Raw genomic sequence first — 24,948 nt, 5'->3', positions numbered from 1 at the left:
AGTCATGGCCTATTATTCTACGAATGATTTCAAGTCAGGCCTTAAGGTTATGCTTGATGGTAACCCATGTTCAATCATGGAAAATGAATATGTAAAGCCAGGTAAAGGTCAAGCGTTTAACCGCGTAAAACTTCGTAACCTTCGTTCTGGTAAAGTTTTAGAAAAAACATTTAAGTCTGGTGACTCATTAGAAGCCGCTGACATTGTAGAAGTGGAAATGGAATATCTCTACAACGATGGCGAAATGTGGAACTTTATGGACCCTGTTTCTTTTGAACAAATTGCTGCAGATAAAACCGCAATGGGCGATGCTGCAAAATGGTTGAAAGACGATTCAAACGAAAAATGTACCATTATGTTGTTCAACGGCGTGCCTTTAACAGTTAATGCGCCAAACTTCGTGGTATTGAAAATTGTAGAAACTGATCCAGGTGTACGTGGTGACACTTCTGGCGGTGGCGGTAAACCAGCGAAATTAGAAACAGGTGCAGTGGTACGTGTTCCTTTATTCGTACAGCAAGAAGAAAGCGTTCGTGTAGATACCCGTACAGGTGAATACCTAGAACGTGCATAATGGTTTATTTATAAACGATTATTGAAAAAGGGGGAGTGATCTAGATCATTCCCCCTTTTTTGTTGATTTGATTATATGGTAAAAGAATAGGTGAAAAATAAAATAAAAGGAGCAACATCACACAAGGAATCTCGGAAATTAAGCTTCATCTCGAAAAATAGTAAATGCTTAAAATGTAAAAATAAAGAGAGAGTGACATGGAATCAGTTCAACCGAAGTCAGGCCTGACTTCAAAAATTATATGGCTCTTGGTTGCCGTACTGGGTGCAGTGTCTTTCGGGATTTTAGCACTCAGTAGAGGTGAACACGTCAATGCAGTCTGGTTGGTTTTAGCCGCAGTCTGTGTCTATAGCATCGCATATCGTTTCTACAGTTTATTTATTGCCACCAAAGTCTTTGAATTAAATGAACGACGTTTAACCCCTGCACATCGTTTGGCAGATGGTTTGGATTATGTGCCGACCAATAAAGGCGTGCTGTTCGGGCACCATTTTGCGGCCATTGCAGGTGCAGGTCCTTTAGTCGGGCCTATTCTCGCTGCACAAATGGGATATTTGCCAGGGACTATTTGGCTTTTGGTGGGCGTAGTGTTGGCGGGTGCAGTACAGGACTTTTTGGTATTGTTTATTTCGACCCGTCGTGATGGTCGCTCTTTGGGTGAAATGGCCAAGCAAGAACTCGGTTCATTTGCAGGTGTGATTGTCATGCTCGGTGCATTGGGTGTGATGGTGATTATTCTTGCTGTGCTGGCGCTAGTCGTGGTTAAAGCCTTAACCAATAGCCCGTGGGGTGTATTTAGTATTGCAGCCACCATCCCAATTGCAATTTTTATGGGCATTTATATGCGCTTTATCCGCCCAGGGAAAATTGCAGAGGTCTCCATTATTGGTTTTGTACTGATGATGATGGGTATTATCTACGGTGAAAATGTAGCACAACATCCCTATTGGGGCCCACTGTTTACCCTAAGTGGTACAGAGCTGACTTGGTGCTTAATTGCTTACGGTTTTATTGCCTCAGTATTGCCTGTGTGGTTACTGTTGGCGCCACGTGATTATTTATCTACCTTCTTAAAAATTGGTGTGATTGCAGGTTTGGCTGTCGGGATTGTATTTGCAATGCCTGAAATGAAAATGCCTGCCGTGACACAATTTATTGATGGTACTGGCCCTGTTTTTGCGGGTTCGATGTTTCCTTTCTTATTTATTACGATTGCTTGTGGTGCGATCTCGGGTTTCCACGCACTGGTTTCTTCAGGCACGACCCCTAAACTGGTCAATAACGAAAAAGACATTCGTGTGATTGGTTATGGCGGCATGTTGATGGAATCTTTTGTTGCCATTATGGCAATGATTTGTGCCACTGTGCTTGATCCAGGAGTGTATTTTGCTATCAATGCGCCTGTTGCCGTTTTAGGCACCACTGTTGAAAGTGCAGCAGAAGCAGTACGCAACTTAGGGTTTGTGGTTAGTCCCGAAGCTTTGACCATTTTGGCAAAAGAAGTGGGCGAAAGTTCAATTCTGTCACGTACAGGCGGTGCGCCAACTTTTGCAATTGGTATGGCACATATCATCACTGAAATTTTTAATAACCGTTCGATGATGGCATTCTGGTATCACTTTGCGATTTTATTTGAGGCCTTATTTATTTTAACTGCAGTGGATGCTGGTACACGTGCTTGCCGTTTCATGGTGCAAGATACAGTGGGTATTGTGATTCCTGCAGTGAAAAACTCACATAACTTCTTTGGTAATTTGCTGGGTACTGCGGTGGCGGTAGCAGGTTGGGGCTTCTTCGTCTATCAAGGTGTGGTCGATCCACTAGGTGGTATTAACAGCTTATGGCCACTGTTCGGGATTGGTAACCAGATTTTGGCAGCGATGGCGCTTATTTTAGGTACAGTCATTTTGTTCAAAATGAAAAAAGAAAAATATGTTTGGGTCACTATCGTTCCAACCGTTTTCTTATTCATTACCTCAATGACCGCAGGTTGGCAAAAGATTTTCCACGACAATCCTAAAATTGGTTTCTTGGCGCAGGCAGACCGTTTCAGTGCAGCAATTCAGCGCAATGAAATTTTGGCACCTGCAAAAACAGTGACCGAAATGCAAACGATTGTGATGTCCAATCAAATTAATGCTGTGTTATGTGGCTTCTTTATGATTGTAGCTTTTGTGATGTTATTTGCTGCAATTGGAGTGATTCGTCGTGCATTGGCAAGTCCAACGCCAACTGTTAATGAAGCTGAAGCGATTTATCGTGATCCTGAAACCATTCAACCAAATGGCGGCCATTAAGGAGCAATTACATGATTAATTTAAAATTTGCACAACATGGCAAAACCGTGGTGTATAAAATTATTAAAATGACCATTATGTCGCAAAAGGATTTGATTCTGAATCCTAAAAACTGGTCAAGAATTGCAACACTTTGGCAGCGTTTGCAACAAAGCTTTCGTTTGATGGTAGGTGTGCCTGATTATCAAAATTATTTGGAACACATGCAGAAGCATCATCCAGATTTGGAAGCCATGGATGCCAAAACTTTCTATCGCTATTGTGTCGATGCACGTTATCCATCGGCCAAAGGTGGTTTGAAAAAATGTCCTTGTTGATGGCTGTTTAGTAGTTTCAGCAGGTTGAGCGGTGTTTTGAAAAGTGCCTGAAAGGTGAATCAGAATATCTCTAGGATTTCTTTGGAAATTTAAGAAAACGGTGTATGTTAAAACATACGCCGTTTTTTATTGGGGAATAGGGGGAGTGACTGTGATTTGGGGTAAGGAAAAAGTTCAAACGCAACAACACACACAAACACAGCAGCAACTACAACAACAAGTTGAATCTTATGCCGCCAAAATTCAGTCGTTCTTGACTGAAATTAATACGATTATTTTAGATAAAGAACAACAAACCAAACTTGCATTGAGCTGTCTACTGGCAGGTGGGCATGTGCTTTTTGAAGATTTACCTGGTTTGGGTAAAACCACCTTATCTAGTGCTTTGGCACATTTGGCAGGGCTGAAATTCCAACGTATTCAATTTACCAATGACATGCTGGCCAGTGATGTGATTGGGGTGAATATGTTTAATCAAAAAGAACATCAATTTGAGTTTAAACAAGGTCCAATTTTTACCCAAATTTTATTGGCCGATGAAATTAACCGTTGTTCGCCTAAAACTCAAAGTGCCTTACTCGAAGCCATGGAAGAGGGTGCAGTTACGGTAGATGGCGTACGTTATGTATTGCCACAACCTTTCTGGGTAATCGCCACGCAAAACCCGCTGTTTCAAAGTGGTACTTATGCCTTGCCTGAATCACAGCTAGATCGTTTTTTGATGCGTTTATCTTTAGGATATCCGTCACGTTTTGCAGAAAAAATGCTGCTACAGCAAAACTCCAGACATGCTTTAATTACCAGCTTGGCACATATTTTTACTGAAACCGAAATTTTAAACTTGCAGAAACTTGTGACAGACATCTACGTTTCAGAAGCGGCTTTAGAATATTTGCTAGATTTGGCTGCAGAAACCCGCAAAGAACGTCATGGTTTATCTACCCGAGGGGTTTTGGCTTTAAAGAAAGCAGCCCAAGCACACGCTTTAATTGAACAGCGTAGCTTTGTAAGTGCCGATGATATACAAGCGGTATTTGTGGCCGTTGCAGCACATCGTATCGGACTCAATGAAGCAGAAGCTTTGCATGTGATGCAACAGGTCAAAGTGAGTTAGTGTCATCATGTTAAAGCAGGCATGGCAAAACTGGATCAATTCACGCTTTAAATTTGAACGAAGCAAAACCCTTCAGCAAAAAGATATTTTGGTGTTTATCTATCAGCAAGGTTATTTGTATTTGGTACTAATTTTGATCACCTTCATAGCAGGTGTGAATTATGGCAATAACCTGATATTAGGTTTTTGCTTTTTGATCAGTGCCATTTTATGCATTAGTTTTTATTTAACTTTTAAGCAATTACATGACTTGCAGATTGAGGTGTTGACCACAGAAGTGGGGCAAGTCGGTGAAGCTTTGCAATTACAATTGCATTTCAAACAAGACTTTGCCCAAGCACGTTATTTATGGATTAAGATAGACACACAATTAGAAAAAGTCCTGATTCAAGAACTGAAACAACAGCATCAACTGACCATTTATGCAGAGCAACGAGGACGACTGGATTATCCAAATCTGCAAATTTACTCGGTTTATCCTTTTGGCTTAGTACGTGCGTGGACGTACTTAAACTTGACTCGTCATGCTTGGATTGCACCACGTAGCATGTCTTTTCGTGCTGAAAATAAACAGCAACAGCAAAGCTTTCAACCTGACTTAGATGAATTTCGTGAGCTACGTGATTTCCAAACGGGCGATTCTTTACAAGCCGTATCGTGGAAGCAAGCAGCACGTGGTCAAGGTTTGTATGTCAAAGTATTTGAACAATATCAAGACCAGCATCATATCGATATTGCTTATGAACACATGCCTGCAACATCGCATGAAGAAAAATTAAGTTTGATGATGGGTTTAGTAGAGCAATGCGAACAACAACAGTTGATTTATGCCATGTTTTTACCACATGCGACGCTTGAAAAAGGGATAGGCGAGCGACAGTTTAAACAGGCTAGAATCCTTTTGGCACAGGCTTAATGACGATGCATATATCAATTCAGCAATCGATTTTACTCAGTTTATTTCTGATTTTAATCGCACATCTGCAGTTTAGTCCGTTGGCGTTGAGTGTAATTTTTGCCCTCATGTGGCTGATTTTGTTTGTGCATTATCGAAAAAAAACAGCACGTATTTCTAAAACCTTAACCTTTGCTTTGACCATTGCTGCATTAATCAGTATTTTTCTCAGTTATAAAACGCTGATTGGTGTAGATGCTGGAGTGGCATTATTAAGTACATTCTTATTTGCCAAAGCCTTAGAAAGTCACAATAAACGCGACCTGATTATTTTATTTAACTTTGCTTTATTCGTAAGTGCGAGTTCTTTTTTATATAGCCAAAGTATGTGGATGACGGCAATCGTCATTTTATGTTTATTGAGCTGTTTGATTGGATTGTATCGGATTCAGAAAAGTGAATTTGCTGATCCCTTACGCAACACGACTAAGCAAGATGCCAAAAATGATTTAAAGCATGTCGCTAAATTTATTGCATACGCTTTACCATTTTTTCTGTTGCTGTTTTTGTTTTTTCCACGCTTACCCCCCTTGTGGCATGTACCTATACCGGATGCCAAAGGCGTGACAGGAATCAGTGACACGATGTCACCTGGAGATATTGCCGAATTATCGCAATCTTCTGCTTTGGCGTTTCGTATTGTGGGAAATATGCAGCAACTTCCGCCACGTTCAAAACTTTACTGGCGGGCGATGGTGCTAGATCAATACGATGGCCGTACCTGGACCAGTAATTTTAGCAATCACCAACCAATCCAAGCCACGCAATTACAGTCCGAACAAACGAAGTTTGAATATCAATACATTGCAGCAGACCCACGGGTGCAATGGGTGATGGCATTGGAAAAATCTATACCTAACCAACAGGGTTACTTGTTGCGCCGTGACTGGAGTATTATTCCACAGCGGCAAAGTGGCAGAATTCAACCGATAGCTCTGCAGTGGGTGGGTGATTCAGCACAAATTCAGGGTGATCATGGACAGCATGAGCGTTATCGACAATTTAGTCAGCGCTTAAATGTTCAAGTACGCACTCAATCTGATCCGCAGGCACAGCAATTTGCCATGCAGATGTTTGCCCAAAGTCAGCAACAGCCTGAACGCTACGTACACAATGTGTTGCAATGGTATCGTGATCAGGGCTTTAGCTATACCTTGAAACCTGGAACATTGGGACAGCATCGGGTAGATGAATTTCTGTTTCAGTCCAAGCAGGGTTTTTGTGAACACTATGTTTCTAGTTTTGCTTTGCTGATGCGCTATGTTGGAATTCCTGCGCGTGTGGTGGTGGGTTATCAGGGAGGGGAACTGGCACCTGATGCACAAAGTTGGGAAGTGCGCCAGCAAGATGCACATGCTTGGACAGAAGTGATGTTGAATCAGCAGTGGGTGCGCATCGACCCGACGGCAATTATCGCTCCACAACGTATTGATGGAGGCATACAAAACCTGATGGCCGAAGATCGCACTATATTGGGCGATAATGCGCAAATTTGGCAGTACCAACATTCAAATTTGATTCGCAATTTGCGTGTGTGGAGTGATTACGCCAGTTATCAATGGCAGAGTAAGGTGGTGGGCTATGATGCAACATCTCAACGTCATTGGTTTGGGCGATTGGGTTTGGATTCGAGTTATGCATTGGTGATCGTGCTAATTTCGGGTATTGCGCTGTTGTTACTCGCATACTTTGGTTGGATTTATTGGAAAAAGCATCAGAACAGTTCTAGGGTTGATCGAGCTTTGCAGAGGTTTTCCAAAACTTTACCATTGGAGTTACAAAAACAGGATGCTGAAACTGTAACTGCGTGGATGCAGCGCTTGGCAGAGCTTGTGGATGATGATGAGCAAGCAGCTTTTAAGCGGCTTGCTTTGTGGTATCAACGCTATATTTATGCTGTGGATTCTCAGCCTGTTTCTGAATCGTTATTTTTTGATTTGCTTAAAACTTGTGCGGATGCTTTAAAAAAGCGTAGAAAGGACTTGTCTTAAAAAACAAAACTGAATATGATGCGAAGCACTTTAGGCGTATAGCTCAGTTGGTTAGAGCGCTACGTTGACATCGTAGAGGTCTCCAGTTCGAGTCTGGATATGCCTACCATATATATCAAAGGTTTGCAAGGAATTTCATGTACTTGCAAGCCTTTTTTTATTGCCTTTAGCTTGTTGCATATGTTGTCAAAGTTGCTATTTAGATACACTTAAAACTTAATTTGTGTCAGGATTTGTGTCAGAAAGATCAGTATAAAAGCATCACCTCCGTATCAACCGCTCCCAACAGCCAGGAGTATTGAACTCCCCAGTGACCTAACAATATCCCTAATTCTTGGAATATTCGTATTATTTTAAAAGTGAGAATCCAAGTTCTTCATCAACATGGCAACACCCTCAACATCCAACAAAACAACCAGCAGCTCAGCACCCATGGAACAGCTTTAATATCGGCAAAGATGCCGCAGTTAACTTCATCCAGCCGAATCAAAGTGCAGTCGCCATTTTGAGTTGGAACTACAGAAGAGGAAAGAGGAGTCTATATCACAGTCATCTCAAGAAATTGCTCTTGAAGTACAAGTTAACCCTGAATATTAAAGTCAAAAATGTATCAAAGCAGAAAATTTCTATGGAGCAGCTACCAAATACATGCTTAGATTGCGACATTTAATCAAGTCTGAATTGGCAGAGGGTGGCTCTATTTTTTTAATCTTTGTGCAATACAGCTTCATAATAGTGCAACTGCATTTAAATTGAATCAAAACTTACCATTCAGCCTTATATTTAGTGTGATAAAACCTTAAAAACGTAATACTAAATTGGCATGCCATTTGCTTTTCTTAAGCCTAATAAAGTGATCTAGGGTTCCGATACATGAAAACTCATGTGTGTCTGAGACCGAGAGTTCACGGCTTAAGTTTCAAACTCAAGCTACACGGAGGGATAAAAGCCCGGGAGGTAATCCGTAACGATTGGGGGAGATGCATATGAGCATAACAACTTATCATGAAGATCAGGTTTTGTGGACTGAACGCTTACCGGGTGGACATCACTGGTCAGCACGCATTCAGCGTGGCGCCGTATTACAACTAAAATCCTTAGGCAAACATGCCAACGTATCCCTGTTCTGTGTCAATGCTGAAGACAAACTGGAACGTTACAACATGCCAGACAGTCTGAAAGGCCAACATACCGCATACCTGACAGCAGGGAATGTACTGTATTCCGATCTGGGTCGTGTGATGGCATCCATCGTTAAAGATGAAGCTGGCTGGAATGATACCTTCTGTGGTCCATCTCGTCCTGAACAGATTGAAAAACAGTTTGGCATCCGTAGCTTCCAGGATGCCCGCAATGACATGTACCAAAGCGGTTTAGATGGTCTGTTAATTGAATTATCTAAATTCTCACTCGGTCAGACTGACCTGAGTGCAACCGTCAATCTGTTCTCTAAAGTTACGCCAAATGATGCCGGCGCATTGTCTTATGTGCCTTCAGACAATACTGATCAAATCATTGAACTGCGTTTTGAAATGGATTGTCTGGTGTTCCTGTCTGCTGCACCGCATGGTCTGGATAACAGTGCGGAATATCAACCGGCTGACATCCAGTTATCTTTGTTTAAAGCCAATAGCTTAGGCAAAACCGATATCTGTCGCGACTCCTGTCCACAGAACCAGCGTGCATTCCAGAACAACGCACGTTACTACGCACTTTCTAACGTTTAAGGCAGGAGAATAACCATGACAGCTCTACAACAATTCGAAAAAACCGTACTTAGCGAAATCTGCCCTGCCGGTGAAGCATGGATGTGCGAAGTCAAAAAAGGCCAGTATTTCCGTATCATCGATTTGGAAGGGAATCAGGCAGTCGATACCTTATTTATCTCGGCTAAAAATCCGGAAGAGCGTTATAGCGCAACCGATACGCTGGCGATTAACCAGCAGATTTATCTGGAAAAAGGCACTACTTTATACAGCAACTTTGGCCGCGCTATTGCCGTAATTCATGATGATAACTGCGGCCGTCACGATACTTTAGGCGGTGCATGTTCATGTGAAAGTAATACAGTTCGTTATGCATATGACAAATACCCGATGCACAGCTGCCGTAACAATTTTATGTATGCGCTGGCAAAACATCCAGTGGCAAAAAAACATGGCTTAAACGTGCGTCACATCGGTCCAAACATCAACTTCTTTATGAATGTGCCTGTGACTGCCGATGGTCACCTGAAATTTGATGATGGTATTTCTGCACCAGGCAAATATGTGGAAATCAAGGCCGAAATGGATTTGATCGTGCTGATTTCGAACTGCCCGCAGTTGAATAACCCATGTAATGCCTACAACCCGACACAAATCCAGCTAGTTGTGCGTGAAGGCGAGGAGGCTTAAGTCATGTTTAATAAAGTTCTGATTGCCAACCGTGGCGCGATTGCCTGCCGCGTGATCCGTACCCTGAAAAAACTGGGGATTCAATCTGTAGCCGTTTATTCAGAAGCAGACCGTGATTCACTCCATGTGACTTTAGCCGATGAAGCGGTGTATATCGGTGAAGCACCTGCCAGCCAAAGCTATTTAAATGTCGATAAAATTTTAGAGGTAGCTAAACAAACTGGAGCACAAGCGATCCATCCGGGTTATGGCTTCTTGTCTGAAAATGCTGAATTCTGTGATCTGTGTGAATCACAGGGCATTGCTTTTATTGGGCCAAACTCTGCGCAGATGCGTGCCTTTGGTCTTAAACACACTGCACGTGAACTTGCGATTCAAGCCAATGTACCGTTACTTCCGGGTAGTCAGTTATTGGCGGATGAAGCTGAAGCCTTAACAGAAGCAAATCGTATTGGCTATCCTGTGATGCTTAAAAGTACTGCGGGTGGTGGCGGGATCGGCATGCGTCTGGTCTGGAATGAAGCTGAACTGAAAGATGCCTATGCAACCGTGTCTTACCTGGCACAAGCCAACTTTAAAGATGCAGGTCTTTATTTAGAAAAATTCGTACAAAATGCGCGTCACATCGAAGTGCAGATTTTTGGTGATGGTCAAGGCAAGGTGATTGCACTGGGCGAGCGTGATTGTTCCGTGCAACGCCGTAACCAGAAAGTGATCGAGGAAACCCCAGCACCGCACATTAGCGATGAGCAACGTGCCTATATCCAGAATGTCGCGATTCAGCTGATGGAGTCAGTGAACTACCGTTCTGCGGGTACAGTTGAATTTGTCATGGATACCGACACACAAGAATTCTACTTCCTTGAAGTCAACACCCGTCTGCAAGTGGAACACGGCGTGACGGAGCAAGTCTTTGGTGTGGACCTGGTGGAATGGATGGTGACATTGGCCAGCGGTGACTGGACGGCTCCAACAGCGCAACTGGAATCCAAAGGTCATTCGATTCAAGTACGTCTCTATGCCGAAGATCCAATTAAGAACTTCCAGCCAAGTGCCGGTCTGCTGACCTATGTCGAGTTTGATGAGAATGCACGTAACGAAACCTGGGTCGAAACTGGTTCCAATGTGTCGTCTTTCTATGATCCGATGATTGCCAAAATCATTGTCACAGCAAATGATCGTGACGCAGCCATTCAGGCGATGACTGATACACTGGCGCAAACTCAAGTTTCCGGTATCGAAACCAACCTGGAATATCTGCAAAATATCATCGACTGTGAGGTATTTAAAGCCGGCACACAAACCACACGCTTCTTAAATACCTTTGAGTGGAAAACTCAAAAGATTGAAGTGCTACAAGCCGGCATTCAAACCGCAGTACAAGATGTCACAGGTCGTTTGGGCTATTGGGATGTCGGTGTGCCGCCATCGGGTGCGATTGATCCATTATCACTGAATGTCGCAAACCAGTTGCTTGGCAATGCCTATAACACTGCAGGCTTAGAATGTACGCTACAAGGTCCGACTTTAAAATTCCATTGTGACAGCCAAATTGTACTGGCAGGTGGCGATATGCCATCTACACTAGATGGTGTTCAAGTTCCAATGTGGCAGACCGTCAATGTGCGTAAAGGTCAGATTCTCAAATGTGGCAAAATCGCGACAGGTTGCCGTACCTATATCGGCATCAAAGGCGGTTTGAATGTGCCTGAATATCTCGGCTCACAAGCGACCTTTACTTTAGGTCAGTTTGGCGGTCACGCAGGTCGTAACTTATTGATTGGCGATATGTTACCGATTACTGCATTTACAAGTGATGAAGTCAAAGTACTGGCACCTGAACAAGTTCCAACATTCAGTCATGAATGGGAAATTGCGGTGATGTATGGTCCACATGGTGCGCCAGACTTCTTTACCAAAAATGACATCGATACCTTCTTTGCCAATACTTTTGAGATTCACTTTAACTCTAGCCGTACCGGTATCCGCCTGATTGGTCCTAAACCGGAATGGGCACGTGAAGATGGCGGTGAAGCAGGTCTGCATCCATCCAATATTCACGACAACGCGTATGCGATTGGTGCGATTGATTTCACTGGTGATATGCCAATCATTCTCGGTCCAGATGGTCCAAGCCTCGGTGGTTTTGTCTGTCCAGCGGTGGTGATCAACTCTGAACTGTGGAAATTGGGTCAGCTCAAAGCCGGTGACAAAGTCAAATTTGTCCCTGTTAGCTATCACCAAGCCAAACTGCTGAATGAAAAATATCATGCGCAGCTAGAAGCGCTGGATACTCAAGACGTTTCATTTAATGAATCCTTCTATCCAGAACTGGCTATGCTGAAAAATGCTGTACTGGATACCTTAAAAGGTGAAAATGGTGCGCCGGATGTGGTGTATCGCCCAGCAGGTAACAACTATCTGCTAGTGGAATATGGTGAGCTGGTACTGGATCTGAACCTGCGTTTCCGTATCCATGCCTTGATGCAATGGGTTCAAAAACAGAATATTCCGGGCATTATCGACCTGACGCCAGGCATCCGTTCACTGCAAATTCATTTTGATTCGATCAAGCTGGATCAGCTCGACTTGCTGCGTCTGTTGCAAGTGGCTGAAACTGAACTGCCTGATGTCACTGAAATGGAAGTGCCATCACGTACCGTGTATTTGCCACTGGCTTGGGAAGATTCCCAAACCCAACTGGCAACCGAACGCTATATGCAAACTGTGCGTCCAGATGCACCGTGGTGTCCGGACAATATCGAGTTTATCCGCCGTATTAATGGCCTGAAAGATAAACAGGCAGTCAAAGATGTGGTGTATAACGCGAGTTATTTGGTGATGGGGCTGGGTGATGTGTACCTGGGTGCGCCTGTAGCGACGCCACTTGATCCGCGTCAGCGTTTAGTCACAACGAAATATAATCCGGCGCGTACCTGGACACCTGAAAATGCAGTGGGTATCGGTGGTGCGTATATGTGCGTGTATGGTATGGAAGGCCCTGGTGGTTATCAGTTCGTGGGTCGTACTACGCAAATGTGGTCGCGTTACCGTAAAAATGTCGACTTCGAGCAAGGCAAACCATGGTTACTGCGCTTCTTTGACCAGATCAAGTTCTATGAAGTGTCTGAAGAAGAACTCATGCAAATGCGTGAGGACTTTAAGGCAGGCCGTCTGAAACTGCGTATTGAAGAAGGTGTGTTGAACCTGAAAGAGTACAACCAGTTCCTGACTGACAATGCCGACACCATTAGCAAGTTTAAGGCAACGCAACAAGCGAACTTTGAAGCGGAACGCCGTCGCTGGCATGAAGCTGGACTGGCGGAATACGTATCTGAAAGTCTGGATGCGGTCGATGATGGTGAAACGGTTGCCATTCCGGATGGTGGCTGTGCAGTGGAATCGCATATGCCGGGTTCGATCTGGAAAATTGAATGTCAATCAGGGGATATTGTGGAGGAAGGTGCAACGCTTGCGGTGATTGAAGCGATGAAGATCGAGATTCCAATTATTGCACCTGAACGTATGAAGGTTGAAGCGATTACCATTGAAAAAGGGCAAACGGTAAAAACGGGGCAGGTGTTGTTTACGTTGGCACCTGTGGCTTGATGAAATCGAAATAAAAAGACCGCTTAGGCGGTCTTTTTTATATAAATATCAAATTGATAAATAAGGAATAAAAGAATATGTATTAAACGATCAGACACAGATAGATTGAGTTTATCGGTACTTATGCCATGGCAGACATCATTTCTAACATTCCAACCATTTTGTTCTGTGAGTACTGTACGACAATAATATGAAAAGTCATTTGAAAATATTTCGATGAATGCAGCATTTGCTAATAGGCGATCAAGTGTTACTAATTTATACCCACCAGATCTGTTAGGTTCATAAACAGTGACAGAATTGAGTTCTAAAATTTTTCTGACTAGGAATTCAATTTGAGGAATTATTAAATGTATGAAAGTGATTGCATCCTCTCTATAATATGCATCTATACCCAATCTCAAGATTTGTTTATTGTCTTCCGCAAATAAAGGAAGAGTATATAAATAACCTAAAAATGAATCTGTATCTTTAAGATGATCTTCTTTTAATTGATTTAAAGCTGCATGTAATTCAATGGAAATTTTTGGAGCAGCAATATCTTCAGCCTGTTGCTGAAATAGATTTCCATTTGGATCTTCTTCCAATGACTTCACAGTAGCCACCTTTCTTCCATTATGATCTAAGTAAATTTTATTTGAAAAAAACAACTGCTGAAAAAAAGAGCCACTTGTCTTATTTTGTAGGTTGCTTTCAGTTGTCTGTTTTTGGGGGATAAAAAATGGAAGAGTTTTACCCAAACATTCTCTTAAGTTATCCGATTTGAGCTGATTTAGTAACTGATCAATTACATTATGAGGAATTTTGACTGGAGTTGATATTTTCTGTAAGAGTTGCGTTTGTTGAGGAGATATTCTCTGAATTTTTTCCATAATTACAGAAGCTTCAGCATACCTACCATTTTTTATATATTGACCATGTAAAATTTCATAGTCACTAATTTTAAGAATAGCATTTTTTCTATTGGTTCTCAGCTCTACAATTTCGGCAAATATTGCTAATACTTCAGTAATTTTAGATTGATCGTCAATACTTCGGTAATAGCTTAAAAGAAAATTCACGGCTTGTTGGCTTACATAAGGTTCAGTACCTCGTAGTGGCGTTTCACGCACACTTAACTGTTTTAGACGAGTTAATCGATCGAACATCTCATCAATAATTTTCTGTTTAAGTGTGTCATTTAAATATTTACTTTTCCCTGCTATAAAAAGATCAAAGCAGAGTCCCCAAGTTCCACATAAGTCATCTTCAGCAATCTGAGGTTCAATTTGTATAGCTAGTTCAATAATTTCTTTTACTAAGTTTTCTTGATTTTTGGAGCTAGCAATAACATAAGCACGTTTTATCAGACTATATAAATATCTATCATAAGTGACTAAACGTTTTTGAATAATTTCGATTAATGATTCTATATAACGAATTAGTTTTGGGAATTCTATATTTTTTTTAGTTACTAGATAGCTGAACTCATAAATGAGCCCAAAATATCTTGCTTTCATTAAAGGGTTGTCGGTGATATCTGCACGCTCATTCCAATATTCGATCATTTCTTCTGTTAAGCCAGATAAGTTAACATGTGAAAAATATGGAGAACCTTCGTGGTCTATATCGTATGAAGTAGATTCATGTATTCCGAAAGCCATTCTTTCATATTCAAGTGGCTTATTATTTCCACCTTTTGGAATTTTAAAAATTACTTTACCAATATCATCAATTGAGGCGCAACTCTTAGAATTATCTAACTGGTTAAGAATTTCTTGTATGTATTTAGACATATGTTTTGTTATTAATGATGACCGTATGAACTTACTTAAAATTAGTAATATCATGAAATAAAATTCATGTCTCTTTAATCTATAAACCTAGATAAGCATAAATCATAAAAAGATGTATCAAAGACCGCATAAAACGGTCTTTATTTATGTAAGAATCTTATAACTTCACCAACTCCACTCGACGATTTTTCGCCTTACCATCTTCACTCGTATTATCTGCAACAGGCTGAGTATCCCCAAAACCTTTAGCGGTTAAACGGCTGCTTTCAATACCTGCTTGGGTCAGGGTTGCAACCACACTTTGCGCACGCTGATCAGACAGCTTTAAGTTATGAGCTGCATCACCGGTATTGTCGGTATGACCATAAATACCCAGTTTTAAATCCGGGTTATCTTTTAATAAAGCAACAATCTGTTCAATTTGCGCTTGAGAGTCCGGTAAAATCTCAGCTTTATTCGTTGCGAAGTTAATCTGTACGCTCACTTTATTGTCTTGATCCAGACTTTGTTTTAGTGCACTCGAAGTCAGTGCTTTGGCAGTGACATTTAAAGGCTTGGATTCAGCCACCATCAGCGAAATATAATTGCCAGATTGGGTTAGCTGGAACCATGCGGTCTTATCTTCCTGGCGAACTACATAAGTCTTGGTCGGGTAGTTAAAAATATCACCCAGGCCAGCATAATACTGCACCTGAAAATCCTTAGGAATTTTCTCAATGATATCTTTGGGAATCTGGCTATTGGCAATTTCTACACCGCCCAAATCCTTGATCACACTCTCCAGATTACGCTGAATTTCTAAAAAATTGCCTTCTTTATATTCCGGTTTCGAGGTAATGCCTGAACTGAATAATTTGCCTTCAACCCATTCCAGTTGCTGTCCTGTCCAGAATGGAACGCGCTCAAAATTGCGCTGCTCAGTATTTTGATAGATATAACCGTCTGGCAGGGAAATATAAGGAAAGTCACCGAGTGTCGCTGTGCTGAGTGGAATTTTACTGATGTCAAAAGCTTGTGCCGGTGCCGTTTCGGCAGCTTGCGTGGTATCTTCCTGCTGGATTTCGGTTTTGGAGGTTTCTGCTTGCTCGGTTTTGCTACATGCCGCAAAAATAAAAGGCATACAAAGAATGGCAGTACGAAGGAGAGTGGAAGTCTTCATTAAATTTCCTTATTGTTCGGGCATTTTTATGGAATTTATTGTATAGAAATTCACCTGTAGTGCAAATTTTAATCGAAACCTAAATCTGAGCGGCTTTAGTATTCATAATTAAAGCCAGAGAAGAGTAATTGGTGAAGATTCCATTATCAAAAACTGTACCATAAAACCCCATTTTGATATCGTTTTGGTGCAAGTTTGATCACTCTTGGCGCATAAATATTTTAGACACATTTTGTAGCATTTATTAAGTTTCAACTAACTGTTTTAAATCAATTTTTTAATAATAAAAAACTCTTTATATTTGGCATATTTTCTGCTTTTATTTATATACCGAATTAAAAGAGGAGAGCATATTACTTGAAGAACCAGACGCAATTCTCGATCAATCCATCATGTCTAAAAATAATTACAGTACATGATTAATTTAACGGCCTCTTGGTGAATTAATTCACTCATTTTGATTCCAAATAAGCCCCATAACCGTTGATGGGGCTTTTTTTGAGCTGCATTTCTGCCTTTTCTCCTCGTAATTAGCAAATTTCCCTACCTAAAACTGGCACGTTTTCTGCATTTCCCTAAGTAATACGAAATTTACATTCAGTAATACCGAGGAGATGCGCATGAATAATCAAAGCAAAAAAGCCAAGCTGCATCCATTTGCCCAATTTTTAATTGAACTGCTTAGCGTTCGCGCCGGGCTTTATGTCAAACAGGATTCACTCAAGGAAAGCAGACGTGTCTAAACCGAAATTGGCACGAATCAGTATCACCGTGCCGGAAACCACATTACAGGCCATGGATCAGAAAATTGTCGAGCAGCACTATGAAAGCCGCTCGCAGGCCATTGTCGACATGATTAACCGCCACCTGATTGATGAACTGGTTTCTCGTGATGAAGTCATGGTCGGTACGCTGACCCTGGTCTATGACGTCAGCCTGAAACCGTTACGTTCCCAGCTGGTCGATCTGCAACAGCAATATCTGGAACAGGTGATCAGCTCGCTGCATATCCAGCTGGATGATCAGAAAGTCCTGCAAGTGATGCTGATGCAGGGGGTAAGCAGTGATTTAAAAGAAATTAGTGAGCAATTTATTGCATTAAAAGGTGTGCTGAAAGGACACCTGGAACTGATGGATGCCGTGATGCCTCCCATTCCCCAAAATACCAATAAAGGAGTATTGTCATGAATACTTTATGGACAATTCAAGACTGGCAGAACGCCTACCAACAGCAGCAGATTCAGTTACAGGACCTGATCGATTATGTAGCATCATTTCAGAATGATGATCATGCCTGGATTTCAATTGCATCTGCAGAACAATTACAAGCACAAATTGATGCCTTAACAGGAAAATCACCAGCCGAATTGCCACTCTACGGTATTCCATTCGCAGTCAAAGACAATATTGATGTTGCCGGTTTCTATACCACTGCAGCCTGTAAAGAAGCTTCTTATCTCGCAACTAGCGATGCCACAGTCGTCGCTAAATTAAAAGCTGCCGGTGCTGTTGTCGTAGGTAAAACTAACCTAGACCAGTTTGCAACAGGCCTGGTCGGTGTACGTTCACCCTACGGCGCAGTAAAAAACAGCTTTAACCCGGAATATATCAGCGGCGGTTCAAGTTCGGGTTCATCAGTCGCGGTGGCCAATGGTCAGGTACCATTTAGTTTAGGTACCGATACAGCAGGTTCAGGCCGTGTACCGGCAGGACATAACAATATTGTCGGTTTAAAACCCACCAAAGGCTGGTTTTCCACTACGGGTCTGGTACCTGCGTGCCGCACCATTGATGTGATTTCGGTATTTGCTTTGACTGTGGATGATGCCTGGCAAGTGGCGCAAGTCATGCAAGGTTATGATGCCAGCGATGATTATTCCCGAGCACATCCTCAGAATGTTCCGAGCCAATTTTCCAAAGGCAAAATCGCCATTCCCGATACGCTGGAATTTTATGGCGATGCCGAAACTGAAAAGGCATTTCAACTGGCAATCGAGCGCGTACAAAGCTTGGGTTATGCGGTAGAGCCGATTGATTTTATGCCATTTCAGCAACTGGCATCAGCCCTGTATAATCGCTCTTGGGTTGCTGAACGGACCAGTGCCGTTGAAAAAATGGTAAAACGCGAGCAGACCCATGCCGTGATTGGTCAAATTATTGCACAGGCAGACCAGTTCAGTGCGGTCGATGTCATGCAGGATGAATATGAGCGCGCCCGACTCAGCCGCATCATTCAAAATACCTTGGCGGATTATGATGCCTTGATGGTGCCTACCGCACCGACCATTTATCGCATTGCAGAGGTAGAAGCGGATCCTCTGGTTAAAAACAGCCACATGGGCGCTTATACCAATTTTGTCAATTTTGCTGATCTGTCAGCTTTGGCATTGCCAAATAGCATCCGTGCCGATGGTTTGCCAACCGGTGTGACCTTTATTGCACCCGCCTGGATGGATGAAGCACTGGCCAAATTTGGGCAAAAATGGCAGCAGGCGAGTCAGTTAAATCTGGGAACCTCTGCACGTAGCTATGAAAAAACCACGGAAATTTCATCAAGTCATAGCGTCAAACTGGCTGTGGTGGGGGCGCATCTAACTGGTATGCCACTGAACTTTCAGCTGACCAAGCGTGGTGGCACGCTGATCAAGCAGACCCGAACCACTTCGCATTACAAACTTTATGCTTTAAAAAATACCACTCCGCCAAAACCTGGCCTGCAATACCATGAGAAAGGTTCTTCAATTGAAGTCGAAGTCTGGGACATTCCGCGTGCACTGTTTGGGGACATTGTTGCAGAAGTGCCGGCACCGTTAGGTATTGGCAATGCCCAGTTGATTGATGGTACATGGGTCAAAGGCTTTATTTGTGAAGGTTATGCGCTTGGAGATGCTACCGATATTACTCATTTTGGTGGCTGGCGCGAATTTATGAAATCAAAACAACTTTCAAATACTAAATTTAAATGTGAATGCATAGGGGAAGTCACAAAATGATCAAAAAAGCACTGATGTCAGTCTCTGTACTGTCTGTAATTTTATTGGCAGGTTGTGACAATACTGCCAAAGTTCCTGAACCGAATGCTAAGGCTGAAGGTAGTGTAAATACCAAACCAATTACGATCGGTTATAGCGACTGGCCAGGTTGGGTGGCTTGGCAAGTAGCGATTGAAAAAGGCTGGTTTAAAGAGGCAGGCGTAAACGTAGAATTTAAATGGTTCGATTATTCAGCTTCGATTAATGCTTTTTCAGCGAATCAATTGGATGCTGTATCGGTATCCAATGGCGATAACTTGGTCATCGCATCAGGTGGTACCAAAGGTATTATGGTCATGGCAACGGATTATTCAGCAGGGAATGATGTCATTATTGCAAAAAATGGCATTAACTCGATCAGTGATCTGAAGGGCAAACAAATTGCGGTTGAGAAAGGTCTGGTCGATCATCACTTATTAAATACAGCACTCGATGATGCTCAAATTGCACAAACTGATGTAACACTGATTAATGCTGTCACCAATGAGCTACCTCAAGTGTTCTCAAGCCCTGACGTTGTTGCTATTGCTGTTTGGCAACCTGTGGCAAATCAAGCGCTCAAATCTGTTGCAGGCTCAAAAATTATCTATTCTTCGAAAGATAAACCAGGCCTAATTTATGACACATTAACTGTGAATATGACGCATTTGTCTGCGCACAAAGAAGAATGGAAAAAAATCATTCAAGTCTGGGATAAAACGGTGAAATACATCAATGATCCTGCCACGCGTTCAGATGCTTTAGCCATTATGGCAAAACGTGTAGGTCTTGATGCAGCTCAATATGCCCAGTTCATTGATGGCACCCATTTATTAGATTTGGCAGCCAACAAGAAAGTTTTTGAGAAATCACAAAACTTTGACTCGATTTATGGCTCTAGTTATCACGTCAATGAGTTTAACTTTAAAAATGGTGTTTACACTACCAAGGTGGATGTGGATGGGGTGATTTATCCAGATTTGGTGAATGAATTACCATAACGGATACACATGGTATCTCATACTAAAGAATAGCGTCTCAAGGCGCTATTTTTTTATAATAATTTTCAACAGTTTATTTTCATCATTTATAATTTACTCAACATAACAGCAAAAATGGTAAGTTTGATGAAGGATTCAATCGCATTGTTTAATCAGATGCAAAATCTTCTCGACCTGAATCCAGCATTACGTAACACCGCAGAGCAGAAATTAAAGTCTTTATTTCATGAATTAGAGTACATACAGCAACAAGAAGAATTGCCACTACGTCTGAGAAAAATTCAAGAATTAAACAATCTACATTTTTTTGTCGATGCTTATCAACGTGGATACAAATGGAGCAGTATTCAAGTTGAAGCCTTATTAGACGATATTTATGAATTTGGCACAGATAAGGAAAAATCAGATGATTATTATTGCTTACAGCCGATTGTGATCAAGAAAAGGCAGATTGATGGTCAGGATTATTTTGAACTGATCGACGGTCAGCAACGTCTAACTACCATTTACATCATCTTGAGTTATCTCACCAAAGGTTCATTTTTTGAATTACGCTACGAAACTCGTAAGCAAAGTACTCAATTTCTAAATAAGCATATTTTTCAGTTGGCAAATCGCAGTGAAGCGACCTTTGATGAATACGTTGAGCATGATCCAGAGCTGAATAATATCGACAATTATTATTTCTTTAATGCCTATAAAACAGTTCAAGCATGGTTTAAAGCCAAAGCGCAAATCGCACTGGGGATTCGAGAGGAGTGGATCAATACTTTATTAGATGCAACCAAAGTGATTTGGTATCAAGCTGAAAGTCAAAACAATGAACTTGATGATAAAAAACAATCTATTGCGATTTTTCAACGGATCAATCAAGGTAAAATTGCACTAACAAATGCAGAATTATTAAAAGCTTTGTTCCTCAATGCACTTAAAGCGCCAAAAGAAGGCACTAGCGCAGAAACGTTTAAGATTAGACAATCTGAGTTGGCAAACCAATGGGACATGATTGAGCACACCCTACAAAATCCTGACTTTTGGGCTTTTGTTGCACCACATCAGCAAACCAACATCTATACCCGAATTGAACTCTTGTTTGATTTAATCAGTGGAAAATTTGTTGCATCTAAATCCTTGTCATATCAGCAGATACTTCAAAGAAAACAAGAATATTATACCTTTCAATACTTTGTAAAAGAGTTAAGCAATCCTGATCAGACCGTGACCGCGCTATGGAAAAAGCTTCAACAAGGATTTTATCGTTTAAATGAATGGTTTTCAGACGATGAAAGCTATCATCTGATTGGCTTCATTATCGGTCAAAGAATTAAAAGTATTAGTGAACTTTGGACACTTGCAGATAGTCAACGTGGGCGCGAAGAATTTCAAATTAAATTAAAACAGATCATCGCGCAGCATATTCGAAAATGCTTTGGACAAACCCAATCAACCGATCCAAAACAGCCTCTGATATTTGAAGATTTACATTATCTTGATCATAACCCCTCGATTATTTCATTGATTTTACTACTCAATCTTGATTTACATCGCCAACAAAACACACGTTTTCCATTTAAGTCCTATTATGCAGAACATACCATTTGGAGCTTAGAGCATATCCATGCGCAAAACAGTGACATGAAGGACATTAATCTAGAGCATTGGTATAAAGAACAACAGGATCTTTTAGCTCAGACCACGGCTCAAGATATTTCGAGTGAACAAAAAGCGCAAATTTCACAAGCACTTGAAGTTTGGAATGCAGTTCAGACAGCTGAAACTTTAAAAAGCTATGTTGAGTTACAACAGCAGTATCTACAAAACGTCATAGAGCAAAGAACGCATAAATTAGACAATTTATGTTTATTGGAAAAACGCGATAATTCAGTTTTAAGCAATAAAGGTTTTTATAAAAAACGTAAAGCGGTGATGGATTTACAAAAAATAGAGCGTCGTTTTATTCCAATCGCAACACAGTGGGCATTTGCAAAATATTTTAATCCTGACGTAGAGGATTTTACCATTTGGAATCAAAAAGATCGTAATGCGTATCGTGTAGCCTTAATTCAGTGCTGGGAATATTATCAAGAACATTTATTTACAACAGCAGCGAGTGGTGAACAAGCATGAAATACAATTTTTGGTCGCTCATTGCTGAATATTCAATTCGAATTCCTGTCATTCAACGGGATTATGCGCAAGGTCGTCTGCATCCTAAAGTAAATATCATTCGACGTAGTTTTATTGAAAATATTTTGCAGCATTTAAACATGCAATCACAACTCGAACTTGATTTTATTTATGGGGCACAGCAAGAGGGGCATTTGGTCATCCTTGATGGTCAGCAACGTCTTACTACTTTATTTTTATTACATTTTTATTTGTATAGCCTCCAAATGTCAGTCGATCATGAGCAACGCGCTTATTTCAAAAAATTTAATTATGAAACACGACAAAGCACAGGGGATTTTTTAGAAAGTCTGATTGAGCATCACCATATTTGTTTACCCGATCAAAAACAGCAAAAAACGATCTCTATGCGTATTAAAAATGAGGGATGGTATTTTTCAGTTTGGGATTATGATCCGAGCATTCAAGGAATGCTAAACATGCTGGATGAAATTGAAGCGCAAATCAGCAAAAATCATGTTCAAGCTGAGCAATTATGGCAGCGATTAACTCAAGAGTTATGCATCAGTTTTCATTTTTTAGAGATGAAAGACTTTAATCTAAGCGATGAACTTTATATCAAAATGAATGCTCGAGGTGTGCATTTATCTGAATTTGAGAACTTTAAAGCTTGGTTAAACCAAAAAATACCGAGCGAATTTGCTGCAAATTTTTTCCATTGTTTAGATCAACAGTGGACAGATCTATTTTGGTCACTTAAACCTAAGCATCAAGAAAATATTGACGATATTTTATATGAATCTTTTAAAGTCACATGCAGCGGTTTGCTGGCATTGATGCTGAGTCAACAGGCAGATAAAAAAAATTGGGATACAAACCCGCACGCTTTATTGATTGATGATTTAAGAAAAATCATCAACCATGATCTGCAACAAAAGGCATATATAGATGTAAAACGCTATGATGAACTGTTTTATTTGAAACATTGTCAGCAGTTCTATGGCTTTATGAATTTTATTTATGTTTTAAAACATGATTATGTTCAGATCTTTAATCATATTCAGCCGTATCTGTTTGAAGATAAAAAAATCGTCTTACAGCAGTCTTATCAAGCATATATTTTGCTCTTTAATGTCTTTATTTACTGTCAACAGAAAGCTTATCTGGATATCAAATCAATCCAAGAAGATTTAGCGAAGCATCACCAACAATTTTTAGATTATTTTAATATTTCACGCAGAATTGTGATGAATCATGTGCACAATAATTTGAATGATTATGTTGAAAGTATTGCAGCTTTATCTCAGTGGGCGCAGGCAATTGATTTAAACAATGTTATTCAGAGTGTCGCCGTATTTAATGATTTTAATATCAAAATGAGTCAAGACTTTGCTCAGCAAATACGAGAAGAAAAGTATAAGGCTGAATTGATTATTAAAGGTTGGAATCAACAGCAGTTAGAACGTATTGCAGATCAAAAGGTATTTCATGGTCAAATCCAGTTTTTACTCGATTGGAGTCTGGATCCAGACACTACTGCACATGAACAGAAATTTATTCAATATGCAAATAAATTAATCAATTTATTTGAATGTAGTTTGGCAAAAGAAGATGCTAACGATCATTATCTTTTACAGCGCCTGTTATTGTGCTATGGAGATTATTTGCCAAAACGAAGCAGTAAATATACGTTTTGCCAGATGAATTTAAATGGCGACGCTCGATCACACAATGAAAATTGGCGTTTGGTTTTTAATCAAGAAACCATATATATTGACGGTCAAGTTTCAACCTTGCCATTCCTTCAGCAACTTTTAAATGATTTACCTGTGGAGTTTTCACGACAGGATATCATTGAAAAGATAGACACTAAAAAACAAATAATTCACGATTGGCGACGACTTTGCATTGATTATCCGCAAACAATCACGTACACCAAAAACAAATTATTGGATAAAACAGCAACAGACATTCATTTAATTCATCAAGAAAAGCGTACACGGTTTGTTGAATTAAGGAGTTATTGTTTAGGAATCAAACTACGTTCCGTATTTAAAGAACAGTATGCGATTGATTATAAAGACAGCCTATTTGTAGAGTTTCCTAATAGTGTTGAAATTAAAAATGATCAGTTACACCTTTACATTCGCTATGACAGTACAACTGATCGTTTTAAAACTTTTGCTTATTCATCAGCAGGTGATGAACGCATCATCATAGAAAAAGCCTTAGACAAAGATGCCGAGATCTTAGGGGTAATAAATGCATTTACAGCCATTTATCTGTCTAAAGATGCGTGCTCTGAGAAAATACATGAATAATGGCAATACCTGCAATGATAAAGCTTAGTCCAATCATGGCTGCGACATCCAAATGCTGTTTAAAGAAAATCCAGCCCACCGTGGAGATAAATACAATCCCTGCACCTGACCACATGGCGTAAGTCATCCCCATGGGAATGCTTTTCATGGTGAGTGAGAGGAAATAAATCGCGATCAGATAACCAATACACGTAATCACGGTGGGTTGCCACACCGTAAAACCTTTGGATGCATTGAGTGCAGAGGTCGCGATGACCTCTGCCACAATTGCAATCAGTAAATATAAATAAGCCATTGATAT

Annotated in this window: 18 protein-coding genes, 1 tRNA gene and 1 riboswitch; of the genes, 16 read left to right on the top strand and 3 right to left on the bottom strand. The window is 40.8% G+C overall.

All coding sequences use genetic code 11. The annotated features are described in order from the left end of the window. Positions 1 to 4 precede the first annotated feature (4 nt). From efp to uca, 10 genes are all read left to right on the top strand, one after another. Positions 5 to 574, top strand: coding sequence for an elongation factor P (gene efp, locus ACNS8M_RS09010; protein ID WP_004971615.1), 570 nt, complete (start codon positions 5 to 7; stop codon positions 572 to 574). 197 nt (positions 575 to 771) lie between these two features. Continuing rightward, complete coding sequence (locus tag ACNS8M_RS09005; RefSeq protein WP_168525743.1) at positions 772 to 2,871, top strand: carbon starvation CstA family protein; 2,100 nt, start codon at positions 772 to 774, stop codon at positions 2,869 to 2,871. A gap of 11 nt (positions 2,872 to 2,882) precedes the next feature. Further along, complete coding sequence (locus ACNS8M_RS09000) at positions 2,883 to 3,188, top strand: YbdD/YjiX family protein (RefSeq protein ID WP_168418202.1); 306 nt, start codon at positions 2,883 to 2,885, stop codon at positions 3,186 to 3,188. 154 nt (positions 3,189 to 3,342) lie between these two features. Continuing rightward, entirely contained in the window at positions 3,343 to 4,302 is a 960-nt protein-coding gene (locus ACNS8M_RS08995; protein ID WP_416240602.1) for an AAA family ATPase, read from the top strand. Between the two features lie 7 nt (positions 4,303 to 4,309). After that, positions 4,310 to 5,218 carry a DUF58 domain-containing protein gene (locus tag ACNS8M_RS08990; RefSeq protein ID WP_168418203.1) on the top strand — a complete coding sequence of 303 codons (909 nt, stop codon included), beginning with the start codon at positions 4,310 to 4,312 and terminating at the stop codon, positions 5,216 to 5,218. Positions 5,219 to 5,223: 5 nt separating this feature from the next. Next, positions 5,224 to 7,248, top strand: a complete 2,025-nt coding sequence (locus ACNS8M_RS08985; protein ID WP_419224754.1) for a transglutaminaseTgpA domain-containing protein — start codon at positions 5,224 to 5,226, stop codon at positions 7,246 to 7,248. 32 nt (positions 7,249 to 7,280) lie between these two features. After that, positions 7,281 to 7,357 (top strand) — tRNA-Val (locus ACNS8M_RS08980). A 738-nt stretch (positions 7,358 to 8,095) separates the two neighbouring features. Then, a riboswitch (guanidine-I (ykkC/yxkD leader) is annotated at positions 8,096 to 8,207 on the top strand. Positions 8,208 to 8,234: 27 nt separating this feature from the next. After that, complete coding sequence (locus ACNS8M_RS08975) at positions 8,235 to 8,975, top strand: urea amidolyase associated protein UAAP1 (RefSeq protein WP_419224753.1); 741 nt, start codon at positions 8,235 to 8,237, stop codon at positions 8,973 to 8,975. 15 nt (positions 8,976 to 8,990) lie between these two features. Beyond that, complete coding sequence (locus tag ACNS8M_RS08970; RefSeq protein WP_419224752.1) at positions 8,991 to 9,644, top strand: urea amidolyase associated protein UAAP2; 654 nt, start codon at positions 8,991 to 8,993, stop codon at positions 9,642 to 9,644. Positions 9,645 to 9,647: 3 nt separating this feature from the next. After that, positions 9,648 to 13,253, top strand: coding sequence for an urea carboxylase (gene uca, locus ACNS8M_RS08965; protein ID WP_419224751.1), 3,606 nt, complete (start codon positions 9,648 to 9,650; stop codon positions 13,251 to 13,253). A gap of 23 nt (positions 13,254 to 13,276) precedes the next feature. Here the strand turns inward: uca and ACNS8M_RS08960 are convergent, their stop codons facing one another. Continuing rightward, positions 13,277 to 15,028 carry a DUF4209 domain-containing protein gene (locus ACNS8M_RS08960; protein WP_419224750.1) on the bottom strand — a complete coding sequence of 584 codons (1,752 nt, stop codon included), beginning with the start codon at positions 15,026 to 15,028 and terminating at the stop codon, positions 13,277 to 13,279. Positions 15,029 to 15,185: 157 nt separating this feature from the next. Beyond that, positions 15,186 to 16,187 carry an OmpA family protein gene (locus ACNS8M_RS08955; RefSeq protein ID WP_419224748.1) on the bottom strand — a complete coding sequence of 334 codons (1,002 nt, stop codon included), beginning with the start codon at positions 16,185 to 16,187 and terminating at the stop codon, positions 15,186 to 15,188. A 620-nt stretch (positions 16,188 to 16,807) separates the two neighbouring features. Here ACNS8M_RS08955 and ACNS8M_RS08950 point away from each other — a divergent pair. The 6 genes from ACNS8M_RS08950 to ACNS8M_RS08925 all read left to right on the top strand — a co-directional run bounded on the left by ACNS8M_RS08950 (position 16,808) and on the right by ACNS8M_RS08925 (position 24,647). Next, positions 16,808 to 16,930 (top strand): hypothetical protein, encoded by a 123-nt coding sequence (locus ACNS8M_RS08950; RefSeq protein ID WP_257225439.1) that lies wholly within the window; start codon positions 16,808 to 16,810, stop codon positions 16,928 to 16,930. Next, a complete protein-coding gene (locus ACNS8M_RS08945) occupies positions 16,923 to 17,375 on the top strand; it encodes a CopG family ribbon-helix-helix protein (RefSeq protein WP_099339103.1) in 453 nt (150 codons plus the stop codon). Before ACNS8M_RS08950 ends, ACNS8M_RS08945 begins: the two co-directional genes overlap by 8 nt. Continuing rightward, a complete protein-coding gene (gene atzF, locus ACNS8M_RS08940; RefSeq protein ID WP_419224747.1) occupies positions 17,372 to 19,180 on the top strand; it encodes an allophanate hydrolase in 1,809 nt (602 codons plus the stop codon). The genes ACNS8M_RS08945 and atzF overlap by 4 nt, the downstream gene beginning before the upstream one ends. Continuing rightward, positions 19,177 to 20,199, top strand: coding sequence for an ABC transporter substrate-binding protein (locus tag ACNS8M_RS08935; protein WP_168461259.1), 1,023 nt, complete (start codon positions 19,177 to 19,179; stop codon positions 20,197 to 20,199). Before atzF ends, ACNS8M_RS08935 begins: the two co-directional genes overlap by 4 nt. Before the next feature lie 126 nt (positions 20,200 to 20,325). Beyond that, on the top strand, positions 20,326 to 22,326 hold the full coding sequence (locus tag ACNS8M_RS08930; protein ID WP_419224746.1) for a DUF262 domain-containing protein: 2,001 nt from the start codon (positions 20,326 to 20,328) through the stop codon (positions 22,324 to 22,326). After that, positions 22,323 to 24,647 (top strand): DUF262 domain-containing protein, encoded by a 2,325-nt coding sequence (locus ACNS8M_RS08925; protein WP_180076545.1) that lies wholly within the window; start codon positions 22,323 to 22,325, stop codon positions 24,645 to 24,647. Before ACNS8M_RS08930 ends, ACNS8M_RS08925 begins: the two co-directional genes overlap by 4 nt. On the opposite strand, the gene ACNS8M_RS08920 is transcribed toward ACNS8M_RS08925, so the two are convergent. Continuing rightward, the gene (locus ACNS8M_RS08920) at positions 24,613 to 24,942 is read right to left on the bottom strand and encodes a DMT family transporter (RefSeq protein ID WP_168461262.1); all 330 of its coding nucleotides are present in this window, start codon (positions 24,940 to 24,942) and stop codon (positions 24,613 to 24,615) included. The two genes, ACNS8M_RS08925 and ACNS8M_RS08920, sit on opposite strands and share 35 nt — an antisense overlap. Positions 24,943 to 24,948 lie beyond the last annotated feature (6 nt).

Source organism: Acinetobacter sp. A2 (genome assembly GCF_048537555.1).
GTDB lineage: Bacteria > Pseudomonadota > Gammaproteobacteria > Pseudomonadales > Moraxellaceae > Acinetobacter.
This window is presented reverse-complemented; position numbering and strand designations above follow the sequence as displayed.

Bases quoted from the DNA above. Each gene is read 5' to 3' on its own strand.
- efp (WP_004971615.1), top strand. From the start codon at position 5: ATGGCCTATTATTCTACGAATGATTTCAAGTCAGGCCTTAAGGTTATG.
- ACNS8M_RS09005 (WP_168525743.1), top strand. From the start codon at position 772: ATGGAATCAGTTCAACCGAAGTCAGGCCTGACTTCAAAAATTATATGG.
- ACNS8M_RS09000 (WP_168418202.1), top strand. From the start codon at position 2,883: ATGATTAATTTAAAATTTGCACAACATGGCAAAACCGTGGTGTATAAA.
- ACNS8M_RS08990 (WP_168418203.1), top strand. From the start codon at position 4,310: ATGTTAAAGCAGGCATGGCAAAACTGGATCAATTCACGCTTTAAATTT.
- ACNS8M_RS08985 (WP_419224754.1), top strand. From the start codon at position 5,224: ATGCATATATCAATTCAGCAATCGATTTTACTCAGTTTATTTCTGATT.
- ACNS8M_RS08975 (WP_419224753.1), top strand. From the start codon at position 8,235: ATGAGCATAACAACTTATCATGAAGATCAGGTTTTGTGGACTGAACGC.
- ACNS8M_RS08970 (WP_419224752.1), top strand. From the start codon at position 8,991: ATGACAGCTCTACAACAATTCGAAAAAACCGTACTTAGCGAAATCTGC.
- uca (WP_419224751.1), top strand. From the start codon at position 9,648: ATGTTTAATAAAGTTCTGATTGCCAACCGTGGCGCGATTGCCTGCCGC.
- ACNS8M_RS08960 (WP_419224750.1), bottom strand. From the start codon at position 15,028: ATGTCTAAATACATACAAGAAATTCTTAACCAGTTAGATAATTCTAAG.
- ACNS8M_RS08955 (WP_419224748.1), bottom strand. From the start codon at position 16,187: ATGAAGACTTCCACTCTCCTTCGTACTGCCATTCTTTGTATGCCTTTT.
- ACNS8M_RS08950 (WP_257225439.1), top strand. From the start codon at position 16,808: ATGAATAATCAAAGCAAAAAAGCCAAGCTGCATCCATTTGCCCAATTT.
- atzF (WP_419224747.1), top strand. From the start codon at position 17,372: ATGAATACTTTATGGACAATTCAAGACTGGCAGAACGCCTACCAACAG.
- ACNS8M_RS08935 (WP_168461259.1), top strand. From the start codon at position 19,177: ATGATCAAAAAAGCACTGATGTCAGTCTCTGTACTGTCTGTAATTTTA.
- ACNS8M_RS08930 (WP_419224746.1), top strand. From the start codon at position 20,326: ATGAAGGATTCAATCGCATTGTTTAATCAGATGCAAAATCTTCTCGAC.
- ACNS8M_RS08925 (WP_180076545.1), top strand. From the start codon at position 22,323: ATGAAATACAATTTTTGGTCGCTCATTGCTGAATATTCAATTCGAATT.
- ACNS8M_RS08920 (WP_168461262.1), bottom strand. From the start codon at position 24,942: ATGGCTTATTTATATTTACTGATTGCAATTGTGGCAGAGGTCATCGCG.